Genomic DNA, 21,514 nt, shown 5'->3' with positions numbered 1-21,514 from the left:
TTTTTTTAGAAAATAGAATAAAAAAGAATATAGAGAAAACCTGATGATGAAAATTATCAGGTTTTTTGTTTATTTATAATCAAAAAATCACACTAAATGGATCAATATCGAATTAGCCTAAATAAATTAAAATATACTGATCTAAAAGACAAATCAGAAATTACATTCTCTGGAGATATTATTGTTTTTGACAATGGTGATTTAGGAGGTCAATCTGTGGTTTTCAAAAATAAAACTTTTAATTGTTCAAAATTAATTTTTGAAAATTACACCCATGAAGATTTATATGTTCATTTCTATGATTGTACTTTCAATTGTGAGTTAGAATTTGACACCTGTGAATTTGAGGATCTAACATTCATTTCCTGCGATATACAACGCAAATATTTAGTTATTGTAAATTCGAATATAAATTATCTTTCATTTAAGGAAAATACTAATGACATTCGTAATGTAAAAACGAATAACATAAAGAATGGTGAAATTGAGATAAATGGAGGTAAAATTAATTCTATTGACATTGAAAATATAAATTTTGAAAAAGGAAATCTTAAAATTGTAAATTTAGATTCTATAGAAAATTGTTCAATTATTCGTTCAACTCTTAATTCCATCATTATTTCTCACTGTAATTTTAAAAGTCATTTCGAATATTTTGGCAACAAAACCGCATCAAGTTTAAATTCTGCATTATTTAATCATTGTGTGTTCAATCATTCTAGTTTTTTCAAAACAACTTTTAATTCTGACACAAAATTTTCTGATTGCAAATTTCTAAATATTGCAAAATTTGAAGCTACTGGTGATGAAATAAAAACAACATTGAAATTTGATGACTGTGAATTTTTAAAACAAGTAAGCTTCAATAAATCAAGAATCCACAAAATCTCATTTAATAATTTAAAATTCTTTGATATCATTTCTTTACAAGAAACATATTTTGATATTGTAGATATTGATAGAACTATTTTTGAAAAGCAAGTATATTTTGATGATATTCAAATTAAACAAATATATAAATGCAATATAAGAACTATTAGAACCATTAAATTGCAATTGCAAAAAGCTGAAAATAAAATTGATTATAATCGCTTTAGAATTTATGAATTCAACGCTTTCAGAGATGATATAAAAAAGAAATTAAAAGAATTTGAAAAAGACAAAGATCATTTAAATCATAGAGCAAGAGAACCAAAACAACTAAATAGAGATTTATTTATTTTAAATATCAGTGATATTGTTTCTGAATATGGAACAGACTGGAAAAGAGCAATGAAATTTACTTTGCTAGTTGGTTCAATAATTTACATTCTTTTCTTTATTTGTGAAAATTATGATCATGAAATTACATTATGTGACTGGAATAATTGGAAACGCTTCATCTCCGGTGCATTTAGATTCTTTTTAGTTACAGATTTTTACACCCCATTAGAAAATGATCGAACTTACCTAACAAATCCATTAAGTTGGTTTATTTTTATAATTGGAAAAATTGTAATTGCTTTCGGCATTTATGAAATGATCCAATCCTTCAGAAAATTTAAAGCGTAAATCATTTTTTCATTAACCTTATAATTATGGAAACTAAAAAATTCAACATTAGTACTGAAATCCCGATTGAGCATCAGGAAATTGTTTTAGACAGAATGGAAAAAGCCAAAATAAACCCTGAAAGACTTTTAGACTGGGATGAAGTTTCTAAAAATTTATAATTGAATCAGATTTGTAATTAATACTAACCCAATAACCTACAAGCTATTGGGTTTTCCTTTTTTACGAAATAAGACCTCCACAAATTCCCAGTCCTACGATTAAGTATACCGCTCCCATAATAAAAAGCACTTTTGCTGTTCTTGGATTGTTTCTTTTTACCGCAAATCCAATGATTGTAAATAAAACAGGTGGCCCCAGCATAATCGAAACAAAAAATGCAACCAATCCGTCTAAATTCCCTACTTCTAATGCTGTCATCATTTTATATATTAGTTCTAAGTTGTTCTAATCTTTCTATTTTATCGTCTCTGTAAAACAAATTCATGGTTTCAAAAGGAATTATTTTATTATCCTTATTGACAATATGCACACATGATTTTTTTATAGCTCTTACATCAAAATTATAGGCATCTATAAATTGCATAATGATGATGCGAAACAAATTATCATAACCCAAATTGGGTGCATCAATATTGGGCAGGCAGCAGAGAATTGATTTCAGGTTTTCTTCAGCGACTTCTACTGAATTTCCTGTACTGAATAATTCTATCATTTTTCCGCGAAGCACTTCATCCTGTTCGTAAATGATGGTGTTTTTACTATTGTCTAACAAGTCATTTGGATTGATGTACCGTGTAAGCGGAAATACCTCATCACCCAATTTCAAGGCATATCCCATTACCAAAGCATCAGGATTACAAGGAACGGGTAGCAAATCATCTGAATTGAAAATGGAAGTTTGTTCCAAAATTTTCCTTCTGACCTCGGTTAATGTCATCCTGTCTTTTTCCGGGTCAAAATTTTCCAGTCTTCCGGCAATTTGTGTTGGCTGAAAAGTAACCCCTCTGATGCATTTTTGTTTTAACGCAAATTCAATTATTTTTCCAATTTCATTATCATTGAGTCCTTTCTGAAGCGTAACCACCAATGTTGTAGACAAATTTACTTCGTTCAGATTCTCCAACGCTTGTTTTCTTATCTCGCTTAAATCGGCACCGCGTAACTCCTGCAACACGTGATCTTCGAAGGAGTCAAACTGAAGATAAATTTCAAAATCAGGTGAATAGGTTTTCAGCTGTCTGGCAAATTCCTTGTCTTTGGCAATTTTAATTCCATTGGTATTCAACATTAAATGCTTTATCGGAAGGGATTTTGCGTAGTCTAAAATCTCAAAAAACTGAGGATGAATAGTAGGTTCGCCACCGCTAATCTGCACAACATCAGGTTCCTTTTCATTTTTAACAACCGTATCCAGCATTCTTTTTATTTCTTCCAGCGTTCTGTGTCTTCCGTATGAAGGAGATGATCCCGCATAACAAGTCGGACATGTCAGATTACACCGGTCTGTAACTTCAACAACAGTCAGACAGGAATGCTGTTCGTGATCCGGGCATAAACCGCAATCATACGGACAGCCATAATGGGTTTTGGTATTAAAGGTATAAGGCATCTCTGATGGCTTATTGTAGTTTCGGATATTTTTATAATATTGAATATCATCCGCAATTAATACCTTTGAACTTCCGTGTTCCGGACATCTTTTGAGCATGTAAACATGCTCATCTTCAAAAACAATTTTTGCATCAATACGCTTTAAGCATTCGGGACAAAGGCTTAAGGTAAAATCATAATAAGTATACTTTCTAACTGGCATTTTTTACGAATAGATTTAAAATTGTTTTGTGATAATATAATAGACAAATTAAACATAAAATCTGGATGGAACTTATTCCTGCCACGAAAAAATGATTGGGTTTTATAAATTCTATAAAAAATCGGAATGCAAAATAAGAAATCATAAAATACTGAAATAACAAGCCATTTGGTAGATTTTTGCTTTGGAGTTTCTTCAGGAAATAAAACAGAACAGCTAAAAAAACCAATTCATACAAAGCAATTGGATGCCGCTTTAGGTTATCGCCAAGATTCATTCCCAGGAAAAAAGAAGTAGCTTCTCCATATGTGAATTCATTTGTTCCGGATAAAAAGCATCCAATTCTCCGATAAAAATTCCCAGGATAATTGGAAACGTAAACAAATCACCGGAAGATTCTTTTTCACCAATAATTTTTTTAGCGATTTCTACGCCTAAAAGTCCGCCAAAGAGACCTCCCATAATCGTTTTTACGTTGAAAAGATCAAGCAAGGATTTGAGATCTGAAACAAAAACAGGATTCTCTAAAAAACCCATAATTCTGGAACCCAGAAAAGCCCCGATAGCTGCTCCTAAAATAATAGATAACCGATTGATTGTGATGATCCTGTCAGCAGTTCTTTTTCTTAAAAAAGCATAGTATCGATACCCGATAAAAAAGGCTAAATATTCTAAAACTAAATGAATATTAATTTCATAACCAAACCATACGGGCTCAAACGGAATCTTCATTTATAATTATTATTCGGATTTTGATTTAATAATACAATTCTGTAAAGATGCGAAAATTTATTGTTTTTAACTCTTTACGATAAATACTATCTTTGAAAAAAAGCTTAAAATGGACGAAACCCCAAAACGATTTGACCGAATTGTCGCCATCCTGATTCAATTGCAATCTAAGAAAATTGTAAAAGCGCAGGAACTGGCGGATCGTTTTGAATGTAGTCTGAGGACCATTTACCGGGACATCAGAACGCTTGAAGCTTCGGGAGTTCCTATTTACAGTGAAGCCGGAGTTGGTTATGCTTTGATGGAAGGTTACCGATTACCTCCGGTGATGTTTACACGCGAGGAAGTGAGCAGTTTCATCGCTGCCGAAAAACTGATGCAGAAGTTTACCGATCCGTCTTTGGGAAGTCACTATGCATCGGCGATGTATAAATTGAAATCGGTTTTGAGAAGTACCGATAAAGATTATCTTTCGAATATTGAATCGAGGGTGATGATGCAAACTGCCGAACCGCTGTTTAACGACAATTCCCCAAATACTTTAGCCGTTCTTTTTGAAGGAATTGCCGAGAAAAAGCAAATACTGCTAACGTACAAAACTTTTGCCAAGGACGAAACTACACAACGGAATTTAGAACCTGTAGGTGTATTTCACGACAATAACAATTGGTATTTTCTGGGATATTGTCATTTACGAAAAGATTACCGACAGTTTAGAACTGACCGAATTCAGTGTATTAAAAAAACTGATTCTGATTTTACCATAGAACATGATTCGCTGGAAACCTATCTGACTAAAACAGAAACCTGCCCGACTACAAAAGTCCGAATCTTAATTGATAAAAAAATAGGGCGCTATTTATCTACTGAAAGAAAATATCATGGCTTTATCTCTGAGAGAGAAGTCGACGGACAAATCGAAATGACTTTTATGTGTCGTGATATCAATAATGGTTTCTCTCGTTGGTTTTTGATGTTTGGAGATTACGCCACAATTCTCGAGCCTGAAAGTCTTAAAACAAGAGTTTTGGAACTATTAGAAATCAACAAACAAAGGCTTTTATAGAAAAAACTCCTAAAGAAACTAAGTTGCATTAGGAGTTTTTTGTTTATGAGTAATTATCTTTCCCAAAAAAATGGCGGCTCAATATTTAAAGCTCTTAAATATACATAAGCCTGACCGCGATGGTGGACCTCATTATCTATAAAGTATAAGATATTCTGAATAATCGGAAATTCATATTGCCCGAAAAGGTTAAAAGTTTCGCTGAAATCTTCGACTGCTAATTGTTCCCAGTATTTATTGATTTCTGCTGTCGCTTCGTCCCATTTTTCAAGATATTGCGCTTTAAAAATCAATTTTTCTTCTGCTTCATTATAAGGCTGGCTTTCACGGTTTACAATTGCTTTAAGCCCTGGAGCAGCAATTGCCAAAAGCTCATCGACTAATTTTGCAAAAGGCCGCATTCCTCCAATTGAAAATTCGAAGAAATCTTTTTCCGGAAAAAGTTCAATCAAACGACGCGTTAATGCTCGGTGCCCCTGCCAGTGTTTCAATAAATCTTCTGAAGTGATTACTTGTGCTTCTAATGTTTTCATGATTTTAAAGTTTTAATTTGTTGATACTTCAAAATTATTGAGGGTCGGTGACAACAGTTTGTCAGCAGGAAATAAAAAAATAAATATATTTTTATTTCCTGCTGTTAGATGCACAGCTGTGCATCTAACAGCCAGTAATACCAGACAATTCACCTAAGGCTATACACACTGCTGTGTCTCTACAGAAAATCTATATTGTAATTTTATTTGTTTTTTAACCATTCGAATAAACGATTAGCATCTTCAAATTTAAACAATTGAGTTCCTTCGTTCATAGTCGCTGCTGACCCGCAGGCTACTCCCCATCGAATCACTTCTTTCAGGCTTTTATTCTGTGATAATGCCCAAACCATTCCTCCCACCATGCTATCACCTGCTCCTACGGTACTTTTTTTGGCAACGTTTGGTGCCGGAACAAATTCGTACTCGTCTTTTGTAACCAAAACGGCTCCTTGAGGCCCAAGTGAAACTACAACAATTTCAGCTCCTCGATCAGCTATAATTTTTTTAGCAGCTTCGTTTACCTCATCAATTTCTAAGCGTTCTACACCAACTAATTTGGCCAATTCTCCAACATTGGGCTTGATCAGGTACGCACCTGTTTCTAAAACTTTTTTTAAAGCCTCTCCCGAAGTATCAACGATTAATTTAGAATTGGATGTTTTGGCAATTTCAGCTACTTTCTGATAAAAATCGGATGATAGGCCTTCATTTAAACTTCCGCTTGCTACCAAGTATTTTGGTTTAAAATTCGAAATGGTTTCCAAAAGCTTTTCAACTTCTGAATCCGCTAAAATATCTCCTGTAAATCCAAAACGATATTGCGAATTGGTATTATCATCAACAGCGATGAAATTTTCTCGAGTTGCGGTTTTAGTTTCAATGGCTTCAAAGTCTATTTTTTCTTTGGTTACTAAATCCTTTAACATTTCTCCAACAGGTCCACCGGCTGTAAACACTGCCAGTGAGCTTCCGTGCATACGGGAAATAGCTTTAGAAACATTTATTCCGCCACCACCGGCATCAAACAATGGATCTTTACATCTTATTTTTTGTTCTGCAATCAATCCTGAAAAATGTGTGCTTTTATCTACAGAAGGATTTACTGTTACTGTTATTATATCAAATGTTTTCATTTTTCTAAACTGGGATTAATGGTTAAAATCAAACTGTTTATGCAATTTAACAAAAATTAATTTTACTAATCGCGTTTCTTTAAACAATAGACTAAATCATAAAATACTGAAAACCATTGAATTAAATAAAAATCATTCGTATCTTTAAGTACCCAAATAAAATCCGGATTATGAGATCTGCTCTATTTTTCCTTTTATTATTTTATTCGGCTATATCTTCATCACAAGAAATCATAGTTGACACTACAACTTTGGCCATACCCGAACTAGTTCGACAAGAGTTAATGCAAAATGCCTGTGCCAATGAAAGCAATTTTAAATTTTCATCACGACTGGGCATTGGAAAATTCACCAATACCAATCCTAATTTCCCAATTACACACGGAATTATTATCCGGAATGGTATTGCCAAACATACTGAAGGTTCTTATACCGGCATTAATGAAAGCAGTCGGTTAAACACCTCGAGTGACAATGATTTACAGAATATAAGTAATGAAAACGGGCAAATTGTACCCATTACTGATGTGAGTTATCTTCAGTTTGATTTTACGCCTTTGTCGAGAAATTTTAGTTTTGATTTTCTTTTTGCTTCCAATGAATATGGAGAATTTCAGTGTGGTTTCAGTGATGTTTTTGCCTTTATTCTGACGGATTTAACGACCGGGGTTTCTAAAAATCTTGCCGTAGTTCCGGGAACAACAACACCTGTTTCGGTTAAAAATATTCGGGATCAGCAGTACAATTCTGCCTGCTTATCTGCCAATTCCAATTTATTTGACCGTTATAATGTAACCAATCCGGGAGGCTCAGCAATCAATATGAGAGGAGAAACTAAAATTTTAACAGCTTCTTCAACCGTAATCCCGAACAGGACTTATAGTATAAAGCTGGCTATTGGTGATTATAACGACAGTAATTATGATTCGGCAGTTTTTATAAAAGGAGGCAGTTTTATAACCACAATGGATTTAGGACCGGACAGAATCATTTGTGAGGGAGAAAATGTTACATTGCAGTCGGGGCTTGTGGGAAATTACGATTATATCTGGACTCTGGATGGAGCTGTAATTCCCGGAGAAACAAACAGCTCTCTCACACTTAATAAAGCTGGAACTTATGGTGTTACAGCAACACTATCTGGTTGTGTGATAAAAGACGAAGTTAGTATTGGCAATTTAGTCATTGCAGCTCCCAAAAACCTAACTACATGTTATAACGGAAACTCTGCTTATCAATACAACTTAACTCAGAATAATTTGGCGGCATTGAAACTGAATCCGGCAGAATATGCTCTTTTTTATTACAATTCGTTACAAGCAGCCAATGCAAACGGACCGGCTATTCCTGATAATCAATTAACTTCTTACACTAGTGCCGGTAATGAGACGATATACATAAAAGTGGTACATGTTTCCAACAATAATACCTATTGCAATACTATACTTGCATTTGATTTGCTTGTGACGGCTCCAATCAACATTGTAAAACCACCGGATCTGAGTGTTTGTGATAATAATTCCGGAGTAAGTATTGATTTAACTCTTCAGGAAACCGCCATACTTAATGGATTAAATCCTTTAGACTATAAAATCAGATATTACAAAACCCAAACAGAAGCAAACAGTGCGACAAATAGCATAACAAATCCAAAAGCTTTCAACACTTCCTTGTCTCAATCACCACAAACTATCTGGTTAAGAGTCGAAAACATTTCAAGTTCGACTTGTTATGCAACAGTAAATTTCAATATAATTATTTACGCTCTCCCGCAAGTAGATGATATTCCAAATGTTGTTGCCTGCTACAGCTACACATTGCCCCCCATTACATTTGGCGAATACAATACAGGACCAAACGGAACAGGAACCAAATTGAATGCCGGGGATATTATCACCAAAAGTGGTGTTTATTATATTTTTAATAAATCTAATACAAACAGTTGTACCAATGAGAATTCCTTTAATGTAGTCCTGATTTATGAAATTACTTTTAAAAAAGAAGCCTGTGGACAATATATAGTTCCACGTGTACCTGCAGGTGGTTTTTTTACTGCCGCTGGTGGAAAAGGAAAGGCAATTGCGGCAGGGACTATATTTATAACAGATCAGACTATTTACTATTATGCCACAATAAACGGAGCAGTTTGTCGTGACATTGCTGTGCCATTTGTAGTATACCCATTACCACTAATAGAGAAGCCTGCTAATGTAGTGACTTGCAATTCCTACACACTTCCTCCTTTGACAAACGGAAATTATTATACTTCATCTGGCGGCTTAGGTACCCGTTTAAATGCAGGAGCCAATATCACTACCAATCGAACGCTATATGTTTTTGCAGATGATGGAAGATGTACCAATGAACATTCTTTCAGAATTAACATTATTAATGTATCAGGTTTTGTTCCCATTTCAAAATGCGGAAACTATATTTTACCGCCTGTTGCTGTAGGGGGCTATTATACTGCCCCGGCCGGACAGGGTCAAAACATTACTGCCGGAACCAGCATTACTGCTTCACAGACTGTTTACTATTATGCTGTCACCACAACTTCTCCTAATTGTACCGATAACTTAAAATATGAAATTACCATAAAAACGCTGCCCTTGGTAGGTACCCCTGCCAATAGATTGGAATGCGAGCGCTATTTCCTGCCTCCTTTAGTAAACGGAAAGTATTTTACCAAAACCAACGGCGGCGGAAAACAATTAAAAGCCGGAGAGGTCATCACTACAACACAGACCATTTATGTGTATGCCGTTGGACCAGAGTGTACCAACGAACATAGTTTTATTGTAGAAATCAGGAAACGCCCTTTGGTAGATAGTTTTACAGATGTAGTTACCTGTACAGCTTTTAAACTTCCTGTATTGAAAAACGGAAAATACTACACGGCAACCGGAGGCCCGCATGGTCAGGGAATACAAATTACCGAAGGAACACTCATAAACACAACCCAGACTATTTATATCTATAATGAATGGGCTGATTTTGCAAACTGCAGTAATGAAACTTTTTTTAAAGTGAATTATAACGGAATAGATGTTGGAAACTTCGAAAATATAAATGTTTGCGAGAGCTATACGCTCCCCAATTTAACTTTAGGAAATTATTATTCACAGCCCGGAGGAAAAGGCCCTGTTATTCCGGGCGGGACTATATTGCGAACCTCACAAACTATTTATGTATATGCTGTTGTAGGGAATCGATTGATTTGTACCAGCGAAAAAAGTTTTACAGTTACTATTTCTGTTACACCTATACTGGCCAGTACTGCAGACGTTGCCATTTGTCAAAGCTACACACTGCCTGCCTTAGCTGTTGGAAAATATTATAGCGGCCCAAATGCAACCGGAACTCCTCATTTTGCGGGAGAACAAATAACCTTTAGCCAAAAAATGTACATCCATGCCTCGGCTCCTGCCAATTTCAATTGTGCTGCACAGGATGATTTTGATATTACTATTTATCCACTAAAAAATCTCACACTAAAAAATGCCATAATCTGTGTCGATTACGAAACAGGAACAGCACTCAATTCAGTACAATTGAGTTCAGGACTTAATTCTGCTGATTACACCATTGACTGGTTTCTGAACGGAGACAAAGTAAGTACAGGAGTCAATTATACAGCAACCAAAAACGGAACTTACACAGTCGTCAGTACCAAAAAAATACCCACAATTGATGAATGTGGTTACAAACCGGCAACAATAATTGTAGACAAATCGAGCCCAGCGGTTGCTTCATTAACTGTAGAGGATGACTTTGAGGAAAATATAGACATCATAGTAAACACAAATGGTTTTGGAACCTACGAATATCAAATGGATGGTGGCGATTTTCAAACCAGTAATGTCTTCTCCAATGTTGATTCAGGAGAACATATTGTTACAATAAGAGATACCAAAGGAAATTGCCAAAATCTATCCTTAACGGCTAATGTGCTCAAATATCCCAAATTTTTCACTCCAAACAATGACGGCTTTAATGACAGGTGGAATATCCCCGATCTTGCTTTTCAGCCAGATGCCGTTATCAATATCTACGATCGCTATGGTAAATTACTAATACAGATCAAGCCTTCCGGTCCGGGTTGGGATGGAAATTACAACGGAAGCCCGCTTCCCACCACCGATTATTGGTTTCACGCAACCTACACAAAAAACGGGGCAACACAAGTATTTAAGGCACATTTTAGCATGAAACGATAATCATTTGGGCGTGTCACCATCCCGGCAAAAGGGCTAAACTACTTTACGGTTATTCGCCCTCTTACCGAGATGCTGTCAGGCTGTCCGCGTTACTTCGGTAACCTGCTCCCATCCTTCACGCGGACACAAGAACATTTTTGTAAGTTTGAGATTATTATTTTTTTATATTTGGAAAAAGTAAAAACTTCGTGTATACATCCTATATCAACAGTTAATGCTATTTTGTAGCAGCGTTATACGATTAGTTGCAATTTCAAACTGTACATTACGACATAATCCTAAATGAAAAAAAATATTGCTTCAAAAATATTGCTCTCAGCAACCTTGATTTCGTTATTGTTTTCGATACTCATAACGTTCATTTATGAAGAGCCTATTGTAGAACTTGATTTATATAAAAAATCAAAAATATTTCTTGAAGCAGAACGCTACTCGATATTTACTGTAAATAATAAAAAACCCGGCATTTATAATGTTCACTATCAAAATGACACAATATTTCTTAAAACTGTGGAAAACGACATCATAGTAGGACCAACTTTGACAATGAGAATTTATGATAAAAGCTATAACTACATCGGATCAGTAAAACCATTAAGAGAAGCAACTTACTATATCGACAGCACAAATTTCGATATGTCCAATTTAAAAATTGGTTTTCAAAAAGAAGCCGATGGAAAATTTCATTTTAGAGCTTTTATAATTTCTTATTCGATTACATTGATTTTTACAATCTCATTACTCCTATTTTACTTTATACGATTTTTATGAAGAAAATCATTCTAATAGCGACATTCATTCTCTTTGAAAAAGCAAATTGCCAGATTAATTTTAGATTTGACACAAACAGTTTTATATTAGGCTTAATGGACGATTATAATGGGCGAACTGTAGCTTTTGAAAGCAAAGACTCTGCAAGTTACATTGGAAGTACAAAACCAGAACTAAGCAGAATGTTTTCAGACTCGATTTGTAAAGTTTATAAAATTTCTAAATCAGAAATTACAGAAAAGCAAAATTCATTCTTCAATGAAAAAATTGCAACTCAAATCAATAATTTTTATTTGAAATATTTAGACGAGGGAATGGATTATTATAATGAAAAGACACAGCAATCCTACAAAGTACACAAACTTATTTTGGATGAGCATAAATTTATTTATAACTATCAAAAATTATCCTTTCTTGCGGGAATATTTTACAACTTTGGTAAACTAGATAATGGGGAAGTAATTTTTAAAACAGCAAATTCCTCAAATTTTAATACCGCTTTGCATTTCATTAGTGATCTTGGTTTCAATTATTGTGAAAAAGCAAAAAAAGAGTATAACATTCCAACTGTTCAAGAAGTAACATTTGTACCATCAGAGGAATACATTGATTTCTTTAAAACATTAGAAAAAAAACGAATAAACAGCTGGTAACCGCAATCGCGAGATTTCGGTAACGGGAAGTTGCCGTTTCGCGAAGAAAGTTTATCTTGGCAGAGAAAACTCAGACCGCTTTGATCCGCTACTGACGGTTACAGGCGAGACGTTACGAGATATTTTGCAAAGACAAAATGAAAACACTTTATTCTTTAATATTTTTTATCTGTTTCTTAAGCTGTAACGAAGCTAAAATTTCTGAAAACAACAACTCCTGCGACTGTGAAGCAGATTTAAAAACAGAATCAACTATTTACGCAAAAAATGTTAGTCTAAAAATTGAAAATGACAAAACTGTATTGATTTTCAAATGTGTATCGATGCAAAACTCTTTTATGTCTTTTTCTGATTTCGTTCAAAAAAACAAAGAAAACACAATTAGTAACGAAATTGAGTGTATTTCAAAAACAAACAATTCGTTAATATTATCAAAGAATTTTGATTATTCAACCGAAGAAATGAAATATATGGAAATAACTAAAGAAGGTGCACAAGATTTTTTTTTAACTGAAATTAAAAAAAATGATATTGAAATACTTTATATGTTTAAGTTAAATGAGAAAAAAGAAATTTCCTCTGTATTTAAATAAAAAAATCGCACAAAGCCACTAATAAGAATTTGGAAAATTAGCTTAATAAAAAAATGGTTTTCAATTTAGTTTCAAATTCTCTGTAACAACAGAACGTTATAAGCAATTTTAAAACACAGTGTCTAAAATGAAAATTTTTAAATATTCAGTACTATTTACTTTAATGACATTGGTATCGTGTACGAACTCAGTGATAATCAATGATGAATTTAAAATTGAATACTTGGAAATGTATTCTTCAGTTTCTTTGCATAATGAACACCAAGGTTTTGTTAGTAACGTTACAGAAGCTTATTGGAATAATGATTCTTTAGTAGTTTCAGGCGAAACAGGTTGTTTTCTCATTGAATTTGGAAAAACTAAATACAATGACGAAATGATTAAGATAGAATGCGGAAATTTAAGTCATAAATTAAAAAAAGGAAGTATAAGAAAGTTTATAAAAAATGATGACTGACAATAGAAAAATCCTTATAACAGCCAGAACGAATTTAGGTAATTGGCTTATGGAAAGTTGGGTTTTGTATTTCTTATGATTGCTTCTCCTGTTCGCTATCGCTGGCCAGGCACAATAATGTGCTTTTAGTCGCAAGCTCACTGTAGTACCAAAAAGAAGAATGTTGACGGTAATTTTACTGAACCTACCACCACAAAAGAAAACCATAAAAAGTGAAACAACTACTCAAACTTATAACTATTGCTTTAGTAATTATTCCAGTTTTTGCTTTTTCTCAAAAGGACAAAAATTATATTATTGTTGGTTATTCCAGCATTTGTTGCGGATCACCATCAGAAAAACCGATAATGGATTATGTCAAAAATTTTGAAAAGAAAAACAAATTGAAGCCATTTGAAATCTTTGTAGAACACGGTTTAGGAAAAGAAGGCGAACACGCTTTCTATATTGGAACAGATAACTTGAACACCAAATTGACAAAATCTTTTATGGACGGATTAAAGATTATGGCTACCAATCAAAATAAAAAACGTTCAAAAAATGGAGATGGATATGTAAATGTGGACAATAAACTTATACCAAATTCAACTTTGAAAAGCATAAAAGTAAAACCGAAAACCAGTATTAGTTCGTTAGAAATTTATGACTACAAAAAATAAATTGTTTTTCTTGAATAAAAAAAAACCTTCTAACAGCTACAATCGATTTGTGCAATTAGCTTAATGCAAAATGTTTTGTATTTGGATAATTTACTGGGCCTGTTGACTATCGCAAAAAACCAACTGCTAAAAACAACAAAAATAATGAAGCGAATATCTCTTTATGATAGCCTTGGATTTGGGATGATAGTTAACTTACCAACTGGTATAACTTTCTCTAATCAAACAGGAGGAAATAAATGTTTACAAGCAGAACTGGAAGGTATTTATATTCCTGTTGGGAATGAAGTTATTATTGAATCGAATATCCTTCATAGCCCAGAAACCGAACTAACAAAATATTTTCTCTCTTCAAAATATCAAGGAACTGGTGCAACGAATGGAATTGATCCTGAAGATGTATACGCAATTGAATCAATACTCGAAAAGTATAATTTAAAAGATTTTATAAGTATTGATAATACAAAACTATGTGAATCACATGAAGCTTGGATATGGGTAAAAATAAATGTAGATTCACAAAATAATTCACTTTTAAAAAATTTCGACAAAACTTCTTTAAACGGAGTTATTACGTGGAATAATAGTGACTAAATTACTTCAACTAAAATCAAATAACTAATTTACAAACATTTACAAGACACTTTGAAGTTTTTAAAGCAAAAACTCAAAATACAGAAGATGCAAAAATTGACTTTTTAATTGCCGTAAAACAGGTAACCAATGTTAGACGAACTTTATAATTACTATCTGAAAAAGGAAGAACCAAACAGGAGTTGTCTGCTTGCATTGCGAAGCATTATTCTTGATCAGGACACAAATATTACCGAAACGAAAAAGTGGGGAATGCCCTGTTTTTGTTATAAGAAGAAAATGTTTTGCTATTTGTGGACAGATAAAAAAACAAACGAACCTTATATTCTCATGGTAGAAGGCAAATATCTTGATCACCCTGAACTGGAAGAAGGTACGCGTTCCCGAATGAAGATTTTCAGAATTAATCCAAACAAAGACTTACCGTTAAAAACAATAGAAACCATTTTGCAAAAAGCGTTAGACTTATACAGAAACGGAACAATAAAAATCAAAGAATAACAACGAGAAAAGTACATAAGTAACGAGAACAAAACCTTCAACTTAGTACACATGTGCTGAAAACTAAATATTTTTTTAAACACTTAAATTTATTGTTCATAGGCAATATTTCCTTAATTATCCTATTATTCTATAAACTTTTATAGATTTACACTAAGTTTTCAATTATTACTCGCATGCAAAACGCTACTACAAGTCAAAAAAAAATTAAGAAAAGAAGTAAAATCGTTGGCTGGATTCCTTTTTTCGCCATTATCCCACTTGGTTTTGGAATCTTTTTCTTGGTAAAAAGTCTACTAAGCGATTCATCGCCCCAAATGGCAAATATCGTTGTGAAAAAGAATGGAAAATCGTACATCCATTCCAACATGGGTAAATTTATCGTTGAAAATGCAATTAAAAACAAACGAAGTCCGGCAGTAATCGCAACAACATTGATCTACAAAGATGGAGACGAAATTTTCCTTGATCCAATGAACCTCAGCAATTTCAGTAGTGTGCTATCAGGTAATTGTAAATACTACGATTACAAAGACATTAGCGTCGATGGATACGTTACGCAAGATTCAATGAGCACCAACAACTTAAAAACACGGATTAGATCAACAAAACAAATTGGAATTCAACTAATTGAAAATTCATTGGTTTTGGAAAACGGGAAGAAAAAATTTCCAATTATTTGGTCAGTCAATTCAAGTACCGGGGAAAAAACAGCCGTGAAAAATTGTGAGAAACATGCTTTTTATTTTAAATCGAATCCATATCCTGGCAAAACGGTTTTTTCCTCCAAAGATTTCATTGTCGTTAATTTGTCTAAAATTGGCCGATACTTTAATCTCAAAACAAACTACAATTCCGATGAGAAAATTCTCTATATCGAACAATAAAATCAACTCTGGGTGTTGTTTCCAAAGAGTGTCTTTTTAAAATTTATTGGCTTTATGATGATTTTCGACTATAAACTCGTATTTTTTAGAATTAAGGACTACTATTCTAAAAAAATTGCCTTATTTTATGATAATAAATTTAAAAGGACTCTAAAATAAAAAACTACCCCTAATTTATTAAGCTCAATTAACCATCCAAAAAAATGAAGAAAATTCAATTTGTATTTTTATTAGTTTTCATTAGCAATCTTTCCTTTAGTCAAACAAATTTTAGATTTTACAAAACCATTGAAGATTACTCCAACGATAAATTTATACCTGGATATAAAATAGTTCAAAATTCTTTTCTTTATGTCATTTTTGCAGGAGAAAGCCTGTTGATAAAAACCGAAAATGGAACAGAAAGAGTTGGAATTTCTCATTTTTGTGCTGATTTTTACTCTCCTGAAGAGGATCAATTATGGAGAAGATATAAAAATAAAAGCTACATAATTTTAGCACATGGCGAATTTTGTTTCTATGTTACTCCCGGATTTTCAAGCTCTCCTGAATATTATTCAGAAACTATCTCAGGCCCTGTTAAAAAGTTTAAAAGTAAGGCATTGACTAAAAGATTAAAAGAGAAGGGACTTTTAGAAGCCTATGAAAAAGATAAGCCTAAAAGAGAATTCAAAGATAGTGTAAACGATTATTTTAATAAATTACTGGCCAGAAACATTAAGTATGTCAATTTATTAAACCAAGCATAATGTTTTACCTTGTAAAAATTTTAAGACAAAATAAAAAATATTTTTGCATTAGCCCGGATTGAAGTAAAAATCCTTTTGATTTTAATCGAGTTCAGGAAACTTTGTTTGCAACGGAAAGTGGAACCAATGTTGCCAAATGCTGCTACAAAATAATAATCGAACTCCGTTTATAGTTATTAAACCTTCAACTTCGTACCTTTGCAAACTTGGTAAAAACCAAAAAGCAATAAAGAGACAAAATGATCGAAGATAAAAACCCACAACGTACGAGTATAGCGCAATTAGGCGAATTTGGTTTAATAGAACATTTAACCAAAAATTTCGATGTTAAACAGGAATCGACTTTAAAAAGTATTGGCGATGATGCTGCTGTTCTTGATTTTAAGGATAAAAAAGTAGTCGTTTCGACCGATTTATTAATTGAAGGTGTCCATTTTGACCTGGCTTATATGCCTTTGAAACATTTAGGATACAAATCTGTAGTAGTAAATGTTTCTGACATTTGCGCCATGAATGCTAAACCAACGCAAATAACGGTTTCTGTAGCCGTTTCTAATCGTTTTCCTCTGGAAGCCTTAGAAGAATTATTTGAAGGAATTACACATGCTGCAAATGAGTATAAAGTAGATGTTATTGGCGGTGACACCACTTCATCTCAAAAAGGGTTAATCATCAGTATTACTGCAATTGGTGAAGCCGACGCTGATGAAATTGTATACAGAAACGGAGCCAAACAAACTGATTTATTGGTTGTAACCGGCGATATTGGTGCCGCTTACATGGGATTACAAGTTTTAGAACGCGAAAAACAAGTTTTTCAGGTAAACCCAAATAATCAGCCGGATTTGGATCTTTACACTTATTTGATTGAACGCCAACTGAAACCTGAAGCCAGAAAAGATGTTCGTACTTTGCTACACGCTCTTGAAATAAAACCAACTTCGATGATTGACATCTCTGACGGACTCTCTTCAGAAATTATTCATTTATGCAAGCAGTCAAAGGTGGGTTGTAATCTGTACGAAGATAAATTACCTTTAGACCCACAATTTATTTCGACTTGCGAAGAGTTTAATATCGACGGTACAACCGTTGCGATTAATGGCGGAGAAGATTACGAATTGCTATTTACCATTGACATTAACGATTTTGACAAAATAAAAGGAAATCCAAACTTTTCTATAATTGGTCATATGGCTGATGAAAGTGAAGGAATTCATCTCGTAACACGCGCCAATACTAAGATTGCCTTAAGAGCTCGTGGCTGGGATGCCCTGAGTGAATAATTTTTAAAAAAACTAAACAAAAAATCCAAATTCCCTTCATCATATCGTTGGAATTTGGATTTTTTGTTTTGGAGTTTTAACTCAAAAAAGTCCTTTGCTTTTTGCTTCTTTTACCAAATCATCATCTAAATCTGTTTTTATTTTGAGCAGTTCTTTAAGACCTTTTTTTCGTCTTTTTATTGCGTTTACAGAAATAGGAATATAATGCGGCATTTCTTCTTCAGAAGTTCCTTTAGACAAATGAAATAAAATCTGTTTGTCAAATTCATCGATTTCAATTGAATGATGAGGTGATTGATTCAGCATTTTCTGAACTGACTGACTGTAATATTTATCGCTTTTTATCACTTTATCAAAAGCAAAAAGCAATTCATCAAATGTCAAATCATTTTTAATAATCAGTCCATTGGGCTGTATAGTCCGGATGATGGTTTTAATTTTTAGTAATTCGGTATACATGGTCAGCAAAATAATTTTGCAGTTTGGCATGTATTCGAGAATTAATTTTGCCAAATCTTCTCCTGAAAAAATTTCTTTTTCATCATAGGCAGGCATACTTATATCTAAAAAGGCAATATCAAAAGGTAAGATTTCAGGATTCGTTATAATCTCATAAGCAGATTTGCAATCTTTTGCCTGTGAGATCAAAAACTCATGGCTTTCAGGATTATAACGTGTTATAGCATTTTTATAACCTTCAATAATAAACGGATGGTCGTCTACAATTAATATGTTGCTTGTTTGTTTAAGCGACGATGTTGTTGAATCAGCTTTCATTATGAATTTTATTTATTTTTTGGTCAATTGGTATCTTTACGATAATAGATGTCCCTTCACTTTTAGCCGAATGTATATCAACATTTCCGTTACACTCTGCCGTTCTCTGTACAATATTTTGCAGCCCAATGCCTTTTTTTGTTTTATGAGTATTAAATCCTACTCCATCATCAGATATTGATAAAACTAAATAATTAATCTCACTCTTAAACTCAACTGTAATTGTTTTTGCTTCTGCATATTTATTCGCGTTTTGGAGGGCCTCCTGAATTATCCTGTATAAATTAATTTTTACAACATTGCTTACCAAATCCCACTTGATATTTGAATCAATGTTATAAATCAATTTAGCACTAAATGTATTGATTTGATTTTGAAACAATTTTTCTAAAATCGCAACAAAATTATTGATCAATCCTGATTTTTCTTTATTTAAATCATGTGAAATTTCACGAATATCCTGTTCAATCTCCTTTAATTCGAGCAGATATTTTTTTCGCTTATCGGCTGCAGTTTCTTCGTCTAATTTATCAAGACTGTCCAAACTTATCCTCACACCAAACATCCTTCCTAAAACGCCATCGTGCAGTTCCTGTGCAACTTTTTTCTTTTCTCTGATTCGCATGGTTTCAATTGCATTTTGCTGCGAAATCATTAAATTATAAATATCCTCGTTTGCAATTTGCTGTTGCTGCTTAAAAAGCAATTCCCTGTTTCTTGCCTGTTGTGTTTTATAGATATAAAAAAACAAAACTATCAGTAAAAAGAAACTAAAAACATATACCAAAGTCCTGTTCTGTATTTCTAAACTCGAATTTTCGCTTTTTATTTCATTTGTTTCATATTCTATCCGCGTAAATTTGTCTCCCATTTTACGCTCAGCCTTTTGCAGACTGTCGTTAAGCTTAATATAATCTTCTGAAAATTTTGAAGCTTTTTCAGGCTGAATTAACGATAACTGCTTCAAAGCCACCAATACATTACGGAAATTTTTAGTCCGTCTTGAAACTATCAATGCCTGATTTGAATAATGCAGCGCCTTCGCAGTATCTTTTACCGACGCAAAATACTCAGACAAATGCATTTTACTAGCTGTTATACCTGCAGTTAACTGCAAACTATCCCTTATTTTAAGTGCTTTGTAAAATAAATTTGGAAGTTGACTGGTCTCGTTTAACTTAAACTGAGAATAAGCTAAATTATCCAGCAAAATGGCATATAATTCGGGCTTTTGGTTAAACAGGTTTTTCTCCTTTAATCCTTCCTGAAAATAAAAATTAGCTTTTTTGTAATCACTGAGATTTTGATAAACAAATCCTATATTATTTAATGAGGTTGCTTTTGATTGGAACTCAACAGGAATAATTTTGTCATCGATACTGGTAATTGCTTTGTTATGAAACTCGATTGCCTTTTCATATTCACCTAATTCATTGTACAAAATTCCAAGCAGGTTATAGGCTTCGTATAAAATATCATTATTATTTTTGCCCTTAACAACTCTGAGTGCATTAAAAATAGCTTTTTCACTTCCATAAAAATCGCCTTCATTATACTGCAATAATGCTTTGCTAAGTCTTGTCTTTGCTAAATTATAAAAATCATCAGTAGCTAAATATAATTTTTCAGCTTTATAATAAAATGCAAATGCACTGTCTGAAGAAGTCTGAGAACTGTAATAATCCCCTAAATAAATGTAAGCTTTCGACATTGAAACCGAATCCTTTGCCTTTTGGGCCTTTTCTAAGACAATTTTAACCGTTTTATTATAATTGTTCCAATCCCTCATATTAAAATAACGATTGGCAACTTTAAAAAGATTTACCCTTTTGAGTGAATCATCGGGCTGGCTCATAATCACTTCAAAAGCTTTTTGATTGTACTTTTGCTTTATCTCTACCGGCAATTTGTATTCATTAGCCAGTGACAAGTACAAATCCAGGCTATCTCTTGATTGACTGGATACACGAGTGCCTTCATTTTGCTTCGTACAACCAATAAAAAATATAAGTAATATCAGATAGTTTTTTTTCAATTTTGTCTTAAAAATTTACTCAAAAATACAAAACTATACATTAGGCATAAACAAAAAGGCCGTCTAATTTAGACGACCTTCTGTATATTGAAATGAATTGCAGCTAATTAATCCACTTTTCTACTTTGTCCTGCTGACTGATTTCCATCAATACTTACTTTTTGGTTTGATAAATCAGTTCCCATCATATCTACTTTTCTACTTTGTCCTGCTGATTGATTTCCATCAATTCCAACTGTTGTATTGTTTACTAAAATATCATTTGAAGCTTCAGCTGTATTAAATGAAGTTAATACCATTACTAAAGAGAATAATCCTGTTGTTAAAGCTAATTTTTTCATGATTGTTGAGTTTATATTGTTATACTTTTTTACATTTTTTGATTCCGTTTCGTTCGGAATTCTTTTGTAAAACTAAGTAGTAAACCTCAACAATCACCTTAAAAAAAGGCGTTTATGGTCAATGCTACCCGTTCATGAGTGAATGGATAGCAAATCAGGG

At 33.2% G+C, this 21,514-nt stretch carries 23 protein-coding genes; 14 read left to right on the top strand and 9 right to left on the bottom strand.

Translation table 11 applies throughout. The annotated features are described in order from the left end of the window. Nucleotides 1-96: 96 nt before the first annotated feature. Nucleotides 97-1,551 carry a hypothetical protein gene (locus BXU10_RS18575; RefSeq protein ID WP_031455037.1) on the top strand — a complete coding sequence of 485 codons (1,455 nt, stop codon included), beginning with the start codon at nt 97-99 and terminating at the stop codon, nt 1,549-1,551. Between the two features lie 26 nt (nt 1,552-1,577). Next, nucleotides 1,578-1,712: a hypothetical protein gene (locus tag BXU10_RS25640; protein WP_255406176.1), complete on the top strand. Its 135-nt coding sequence runs from the start codon at nt 1,578-1,580 to the stop codon at nt 1,710-1,712. Between the two features lie 61 nt (nt 1,713-1,773). Here BXU10_RS25640 and BXU10_RS18570 read toward each other — a convergent pair whose 3' ends face one another. From BXU10_RS18570 to BXU10_RS25340, 4 genes are read right to left on the bottom strand one after another with little or no spacing between them, the layout of a single operon-like run. Next, nucleotides 1,774-1,974, bottom strand: a complete 201-nt coding sequence (locus tag BXU10_RS18570; protein ID WP_078229040.1) for a hypothetical protein — start codon at nt 1,972-1,974, stop codon at nt 1,774-1,776. Between the two features lies 1 nt (nt 1,975). Next, nucleotides 1,976-3,367, bottom strand: a complete 1,392-nt coding sequence (locus BXU10_RS18565; RefSeq protein WP_078229039.1) for a radical SAM protein — start codon at nt 3,365-3,367, stop codon at nt 1,976-1,978. After that, nucleotides 3,357-3,710 (bottom strand): prolipoprotein diacylglyceryl transferase family protein, encoded by a 354-nt coding sequence (locus BXU10_RS25345; RefSeq protein ID WP_223255513.1) that lies wholly within the window; start codon nt 3,708-3,710, stop codon nt 3,357-3,359. Before BXU10_RS25345 ends, BXU10_RS18565 begins: the two co-directional genes overlap by 11 nt. Next, nucleotides 3,641-4,099, bottom strand: a complete 459-nt coding sequence (locus BXU10_RS25340) for a hypothetical protein (RefSeq protein WP_223255509.1) — start codon at nt 4,097-4,099, stop codon at nt 3,641-3,643. Before BXU10_RS25340 ends, BXU10_RS25345 begins: the two co-directional genes overlap by 70 nt. 109 nt (nt 4,100-4,208) lie before the next feature. Between BXU10_RS25340 and BXU10_RS18555 the strand changes: the two genes are divergently transcribed. Then, on the top strand, nt 4,209-5,165 hold the full coding sequence (locus BXU10_RS18555) for a YafY family protein (RefSeq protein WP_078229038.1): 957 nt from the start codon (nt 4,209-4,211) through the stop codon (nt 5,163-5,165). 53 nt (nt 5,166-5,218) lie between these two features. Here the strand turns inward: BXU10_RS18555 and BXU10_RS18550 are convergent, their stop codons facing one another. Both BXU10_RS18550 and BXU10_RS18545 read right to left on the bottom strand, forming a co-directional pair. Next, nucleotides 5,219-5,698, bottom strand: a complete 480-nt coding sequence (locus BXU10_RS18550) for a DinB family protein (RefSeq protein WP_078229037.1) — start codon at nt 5,696-5,698, stop codon at nt 5,219-5,221. A gap of 203 nt (nt 5,699-5,901) precedes the next feature. Continuing rightward, nucleotides 5,902-6,834: a 1-phosphofructokinase family hexose kinase gene (locus BXU10_RS18545; protein ID WP_078229036.1), complete on the bottom strand. Its 933-nt coding sequence runs from the start codon at nt 6,832-6,834 to the stop codon at nt 5,902-5,904. Between the two features lie 170 nt (nt 6,835-7,004). On the opposite strand from BXU10_RS18545, the gene BXU10_RS18540 reads away from it, so the two are divergent. The 11 genes from BXU10_RS18540 to thiL all read left to right on the top strand — a co-directional run bounded on the left by BXU10_RS18540 (nt 7,005) and on the right by thiL (nt 18,201). Next, nucleotides 7,005-11,051, top strand: coding sequence for a T9SS type B sorting domain-containing protein (locus BXU10_RS18540; protein ID WP_078229035.1), 4,047 nt, complete (start codon nt 7,005-7,007; stop codon nt 11,049-11,051). A 282-nt stretch (nt 11,052-11,333) separates the two neighbouring features. Then, entirely contained in the window at nt 11,334-11,822 is a 489-nt protein-coding gene (locus BXU10_RS18535; protein ID WP_078229034.1) for a hypothetical protein, read from the top strand. Continuing rightward, nucleotides 11,819-12,475 carry a hypothetical protein gene (locus BXU10_RS18530; protein WP_123922054.1) on the top strand — a complete coding sequence of 219 codons (657 nt, stop codon included), beginning with the start codon at nt 11,819-11,821 and terminating at the stop codon, nt 12,473-12,475. The genes BXU10_RS18535 and BXU10_RS18530 overlap by 4 nt, the downstream gene beginning before the upstream one ends. 323 nt (nt 12,476-12,798) lie before the next feature. Beyond that, on the top strand, nt 12,799-13,068 hold the full coding sequence (locus BXU10_RS24850; protein WP_123922053.1) for a hypothetical protein: 270 nt from the start codon (nt 12,799-12,801) through the stop codon (nt 13,066-13,068). Nucleotides 13,069-13,297: 229 nt separating this feature from the next. Then, on the top strand, nt 13,298-13,525 hold the full coding sequence (locus BXU10_RS18520) for a hypothetical protein (RefSeq protein ID WP_123922052.1): 228 nt from the start codon (nt 13,298-13,300) through the stop codon (nt 13,523-13,525). Between the two features lie 212 nt (nt 13,526-13,737). Next, nucleotides 13,738-14,184: a hypothetical protein gene (locus BXU10_RS18515; RefSeq protein ID WP_078229030.1), complete on the top strand. Its 447-nt coding sequence runs from the start codon at nt 13,738-13,740 to the stop codon at nt 14,182-14,184. Between the two features lie 81 nt (nt 14,185-14,265). Continuing rightward, nucleotides 14,266-14,778, top strand: a complete 513-nt coding sequence (locus BXU10_RS18510) for a DUF6210 family protein (protein WP_123922051.1) — start codon at nt 14,266-14,268, stop codon at nt 14,776-14,778. Between the two features lie 129 nt (nt 14,779-14,907). Further along, nucleotides 14,908-15,279 (top strand): DUF1801 domain-containing protein, encoded by a 372-nt coding sequence (locus BXU10_RS18505; RefSeq protein WP_078229028.1) that lies wholly within the window; start codon nt 14,908-14,910, stop codon nt 15,277-15,279. Between the two features lie 176 nt (nt 15,280-15,455). Beyond that, the gene (locus tag BXU10_RS18500) at nt 15,456-16,166 is read left to right on the top strand and encodes a hypothetical protein (protein WP_078229027.1); all 711 of its coding nucleotides are present in this window, start codon (nt 15,456-15,458) and stop codon (nt 16,164-16,166) included. A 203-nt stretch (nt 16,167-16,369) separates the two neighbouring features. Further along, a complete protein-coding gene (locus tag BXU10_RS18495; protein WP_078229026.1) occupies nt 16,370-16,915 on the top strand; it encodes a hypothetical protein in 546 nt (181 codons plus the stop codon). 239 nt (nt 16,916-17,154) lie between these two features. Then, a complete protein-coding gene (gene thiL / locus BXU10_RS18490) occupies nt 17,155-18,201 on the top strand; it encodes a thiamine-phosphate kinase (RefSeq protein ID WP_078229025.1) in 1,047 nt (348 codons plus the stop codon). Nucleotides 18,202-18,282: 81 nt separating this feature from the next. Here the strand turns inward: thiL and BXU10_RS18485 are convergent, their stop codons facing one another. The 3 genes from BXU10_RS18485 to BXU10_RS18475 all read right to left on the bottom strand — a co-directional run bounded on the left by BXU10_RS18485 (nt 18,283) and on the right by BXU10_RS18475 (nt 21,354). After that, on the bottom strand, nt 18,283-18,978 hold the full coding sequence (locus BXU10_RS18485) for a response regulator transcription factor (protein WP_078229024.1): 696 nt from the start codon (nt 18,976-18,978) through the stop codon (nt 18,283-18,285). Continuing rightward, on the bottom strand, nt 18,968-21,013 hold the full coding sequence (locus BXU10_RS18480) for an ATP-binding protein (protein ID WP_078229023.1): 2,046 nt from the start codon (nt 21,011-21,013) through the stop codon (nt 18,968-18,970). The genes BXU10_RS18485 and BXU10_RS18480 overlap by 11 nt, the downstream gene beginning before the upstream one ends. 107 nt (nt 21,014-21,120) lie before the next feature. Next, nucleotides 21,121-21,354, bottom strand: coding sequence for a hypothetical protein (locus BXU10_RS18475; RefSeq protein ID WP_031455012.1), 234 nt, complete (start codon nt 21,352-21,354; stop codon nt 21,121-21,123). Between the last annotated feature and the right edge of the window lie 160 nt (nt 21,355-21,514).

Source organism: Flavobacterium sp. LM4 (assembly GCF_002017935.1).
GTDB lineage: Bacteria > Bacteroidota > Bacteroidia > Flavobacteriales > Flavobacteriaceae > Flavobacterium > Flavobacterium chungangense.
Note: the sequence above shows the minus strand (reverse complement) of the source record. Positions and strands in the feature narration are given on the sequence as shown.

What these genes read in the sequence shown, in the direction of transcription:
- BXU10_RS18475 (WP_031455012.1), bottom strand. Translation starts at nt 21,354, where the DNA reads ATGAAAAAATTAGCTTTAACAACAGGATTATTCTCTTTAGTAATGGTA.
- BXU10_RS18575 (WP_031455037.1), top strand. Translation starts at nt 97, where the DNA reads ATGGATCAATATCGAATTAGCCTAAATAAATTAAAATATACTGATCTA.
- BXU10_RS18545 (WP_078229036.1), bottom strand. Translation starts at nt 6,834, where the DNA reads ATGAAAACATTTGATATAATAACAGTAACAGTAAATCCTTCTGTAGAT.
- BXU10_RS24850 (WP_123922053.1), top strand. Translation starts at nt 12,799, where the DNA reads ATGCAAAACTCTTTTATGTCTTTTTCTGATTTCGTTCAAAAAAACAAA.
- BXU10_RS18570 (WP_078229040.1), bottom strand. Translation starts at nt 1,974, where the DNA reads ATGATGACAGCATTAGAAGTAGGGAATTTAGACGGATTGGTTGCATTT.
- BXU10_RS18530 (WP_123922054.1), top strand. Translation starts at nt 11,819, where the DNA reads ATGAAGAAAATCATTCTAATAGCGACATTCATTCTCTTTGAAAAAGCA.
- BXU10_RS25340 (WP_223255509.1), bottom strand. Translation starts at nt 4,099, where the DNA reads ATGAAGATTCCGTTTGAGCCCGTATGGTTTGGTTATGAAATTAATATT.
- BXU10_RS25640 (WP_255406176.1), top strand. Translation starts at nt 1,578, where the DNA reads ATGGAAACTAAAAAATTCAACATTAGTACTGAAATCCCGATTGAGCAT.
- BXU10_RS18520 (WP_123922052.1), top strand. Translation starts at nt 13,298, where the DNA reads ATGTATTCTTCAGTTTCTTTGCATAATGAACACCAAGGTTTTGTTAGT.
- BXU10_RS18495 (WP_078229026.1), top strand. Translation starts at nt 16,370, where the DNA reads ATGAAGAAAATTCAATTTGTATTTTTATTAGTTTTCATTAGCAATCTT.
- thiL (WP_078229025.1), top strand. Translation starts at nt 17,155, where the DNA reads ATGATCGAAGATAAAAACCCACAACGTACGAGTATAGCGCAATTAGGC.
- BXU10_RS18500 (WP_078229027.1), top strand. Translation starts at nt 15,456, where the DNA reads ATGCAAAACGCTACTACAAGTCAAAAAAAAATTAAGAAAAGAAGTAAA.
- BXU10_RS18555 (WP_078229038.1), top strand. Translation starts at nt 4,209, where the DNA reads ATGGACGAAACCCCAAAACGATTTGACCGAATTGTCGCCATCCTGATT.
- BXU10_RS18485 (WP_078229024.1), bottom strand. Translation starts at nt 18,978, where the DNA reads ATGAAAGCTGATTCAACAACATCGTCGCTTAAACAAACAAGCAACATA.
- BXU10_RS18540 (WP_078229035.1), top strand. Translation starts at nt 7,005, where the DNA reads ATGAGATCTGCTCTATTTTTCCTTTTATTATTTTATTCGGCTATATCT.
- BXU10_RS18505 (WP_078229028.1), top strand. Translation starts at nt 14,908, where the DNA reads ATGTTAGACGAACTTTATAATTACTATCTGAAAAAGGAAGAACCAAAC.
- BXU10_RS18565 (WP_078229039.1), bottom strand. Translation starts at nt 3,367, where the DNA reads ATGCCAGTTAGAAAGTATACTTATTATGATTTTACCTTAAGCCTTTGT.
- BXU10_RS18550 (WP_078229037.1), bottom strand. Translation starts at nt 5,698, where the DNA reads ATGAAAACATTAGAAGCACAAGTAATCACTTCAGAAGATTTATTGAAA.
- BXU10_RS18535 (WP_078229034.1), top strand. Translation starts at nt 11,334, where the DNA reads ATGAAAAAAAATATTGCTTCAAAAATATTGCTCTCAGCAACCTTGATT.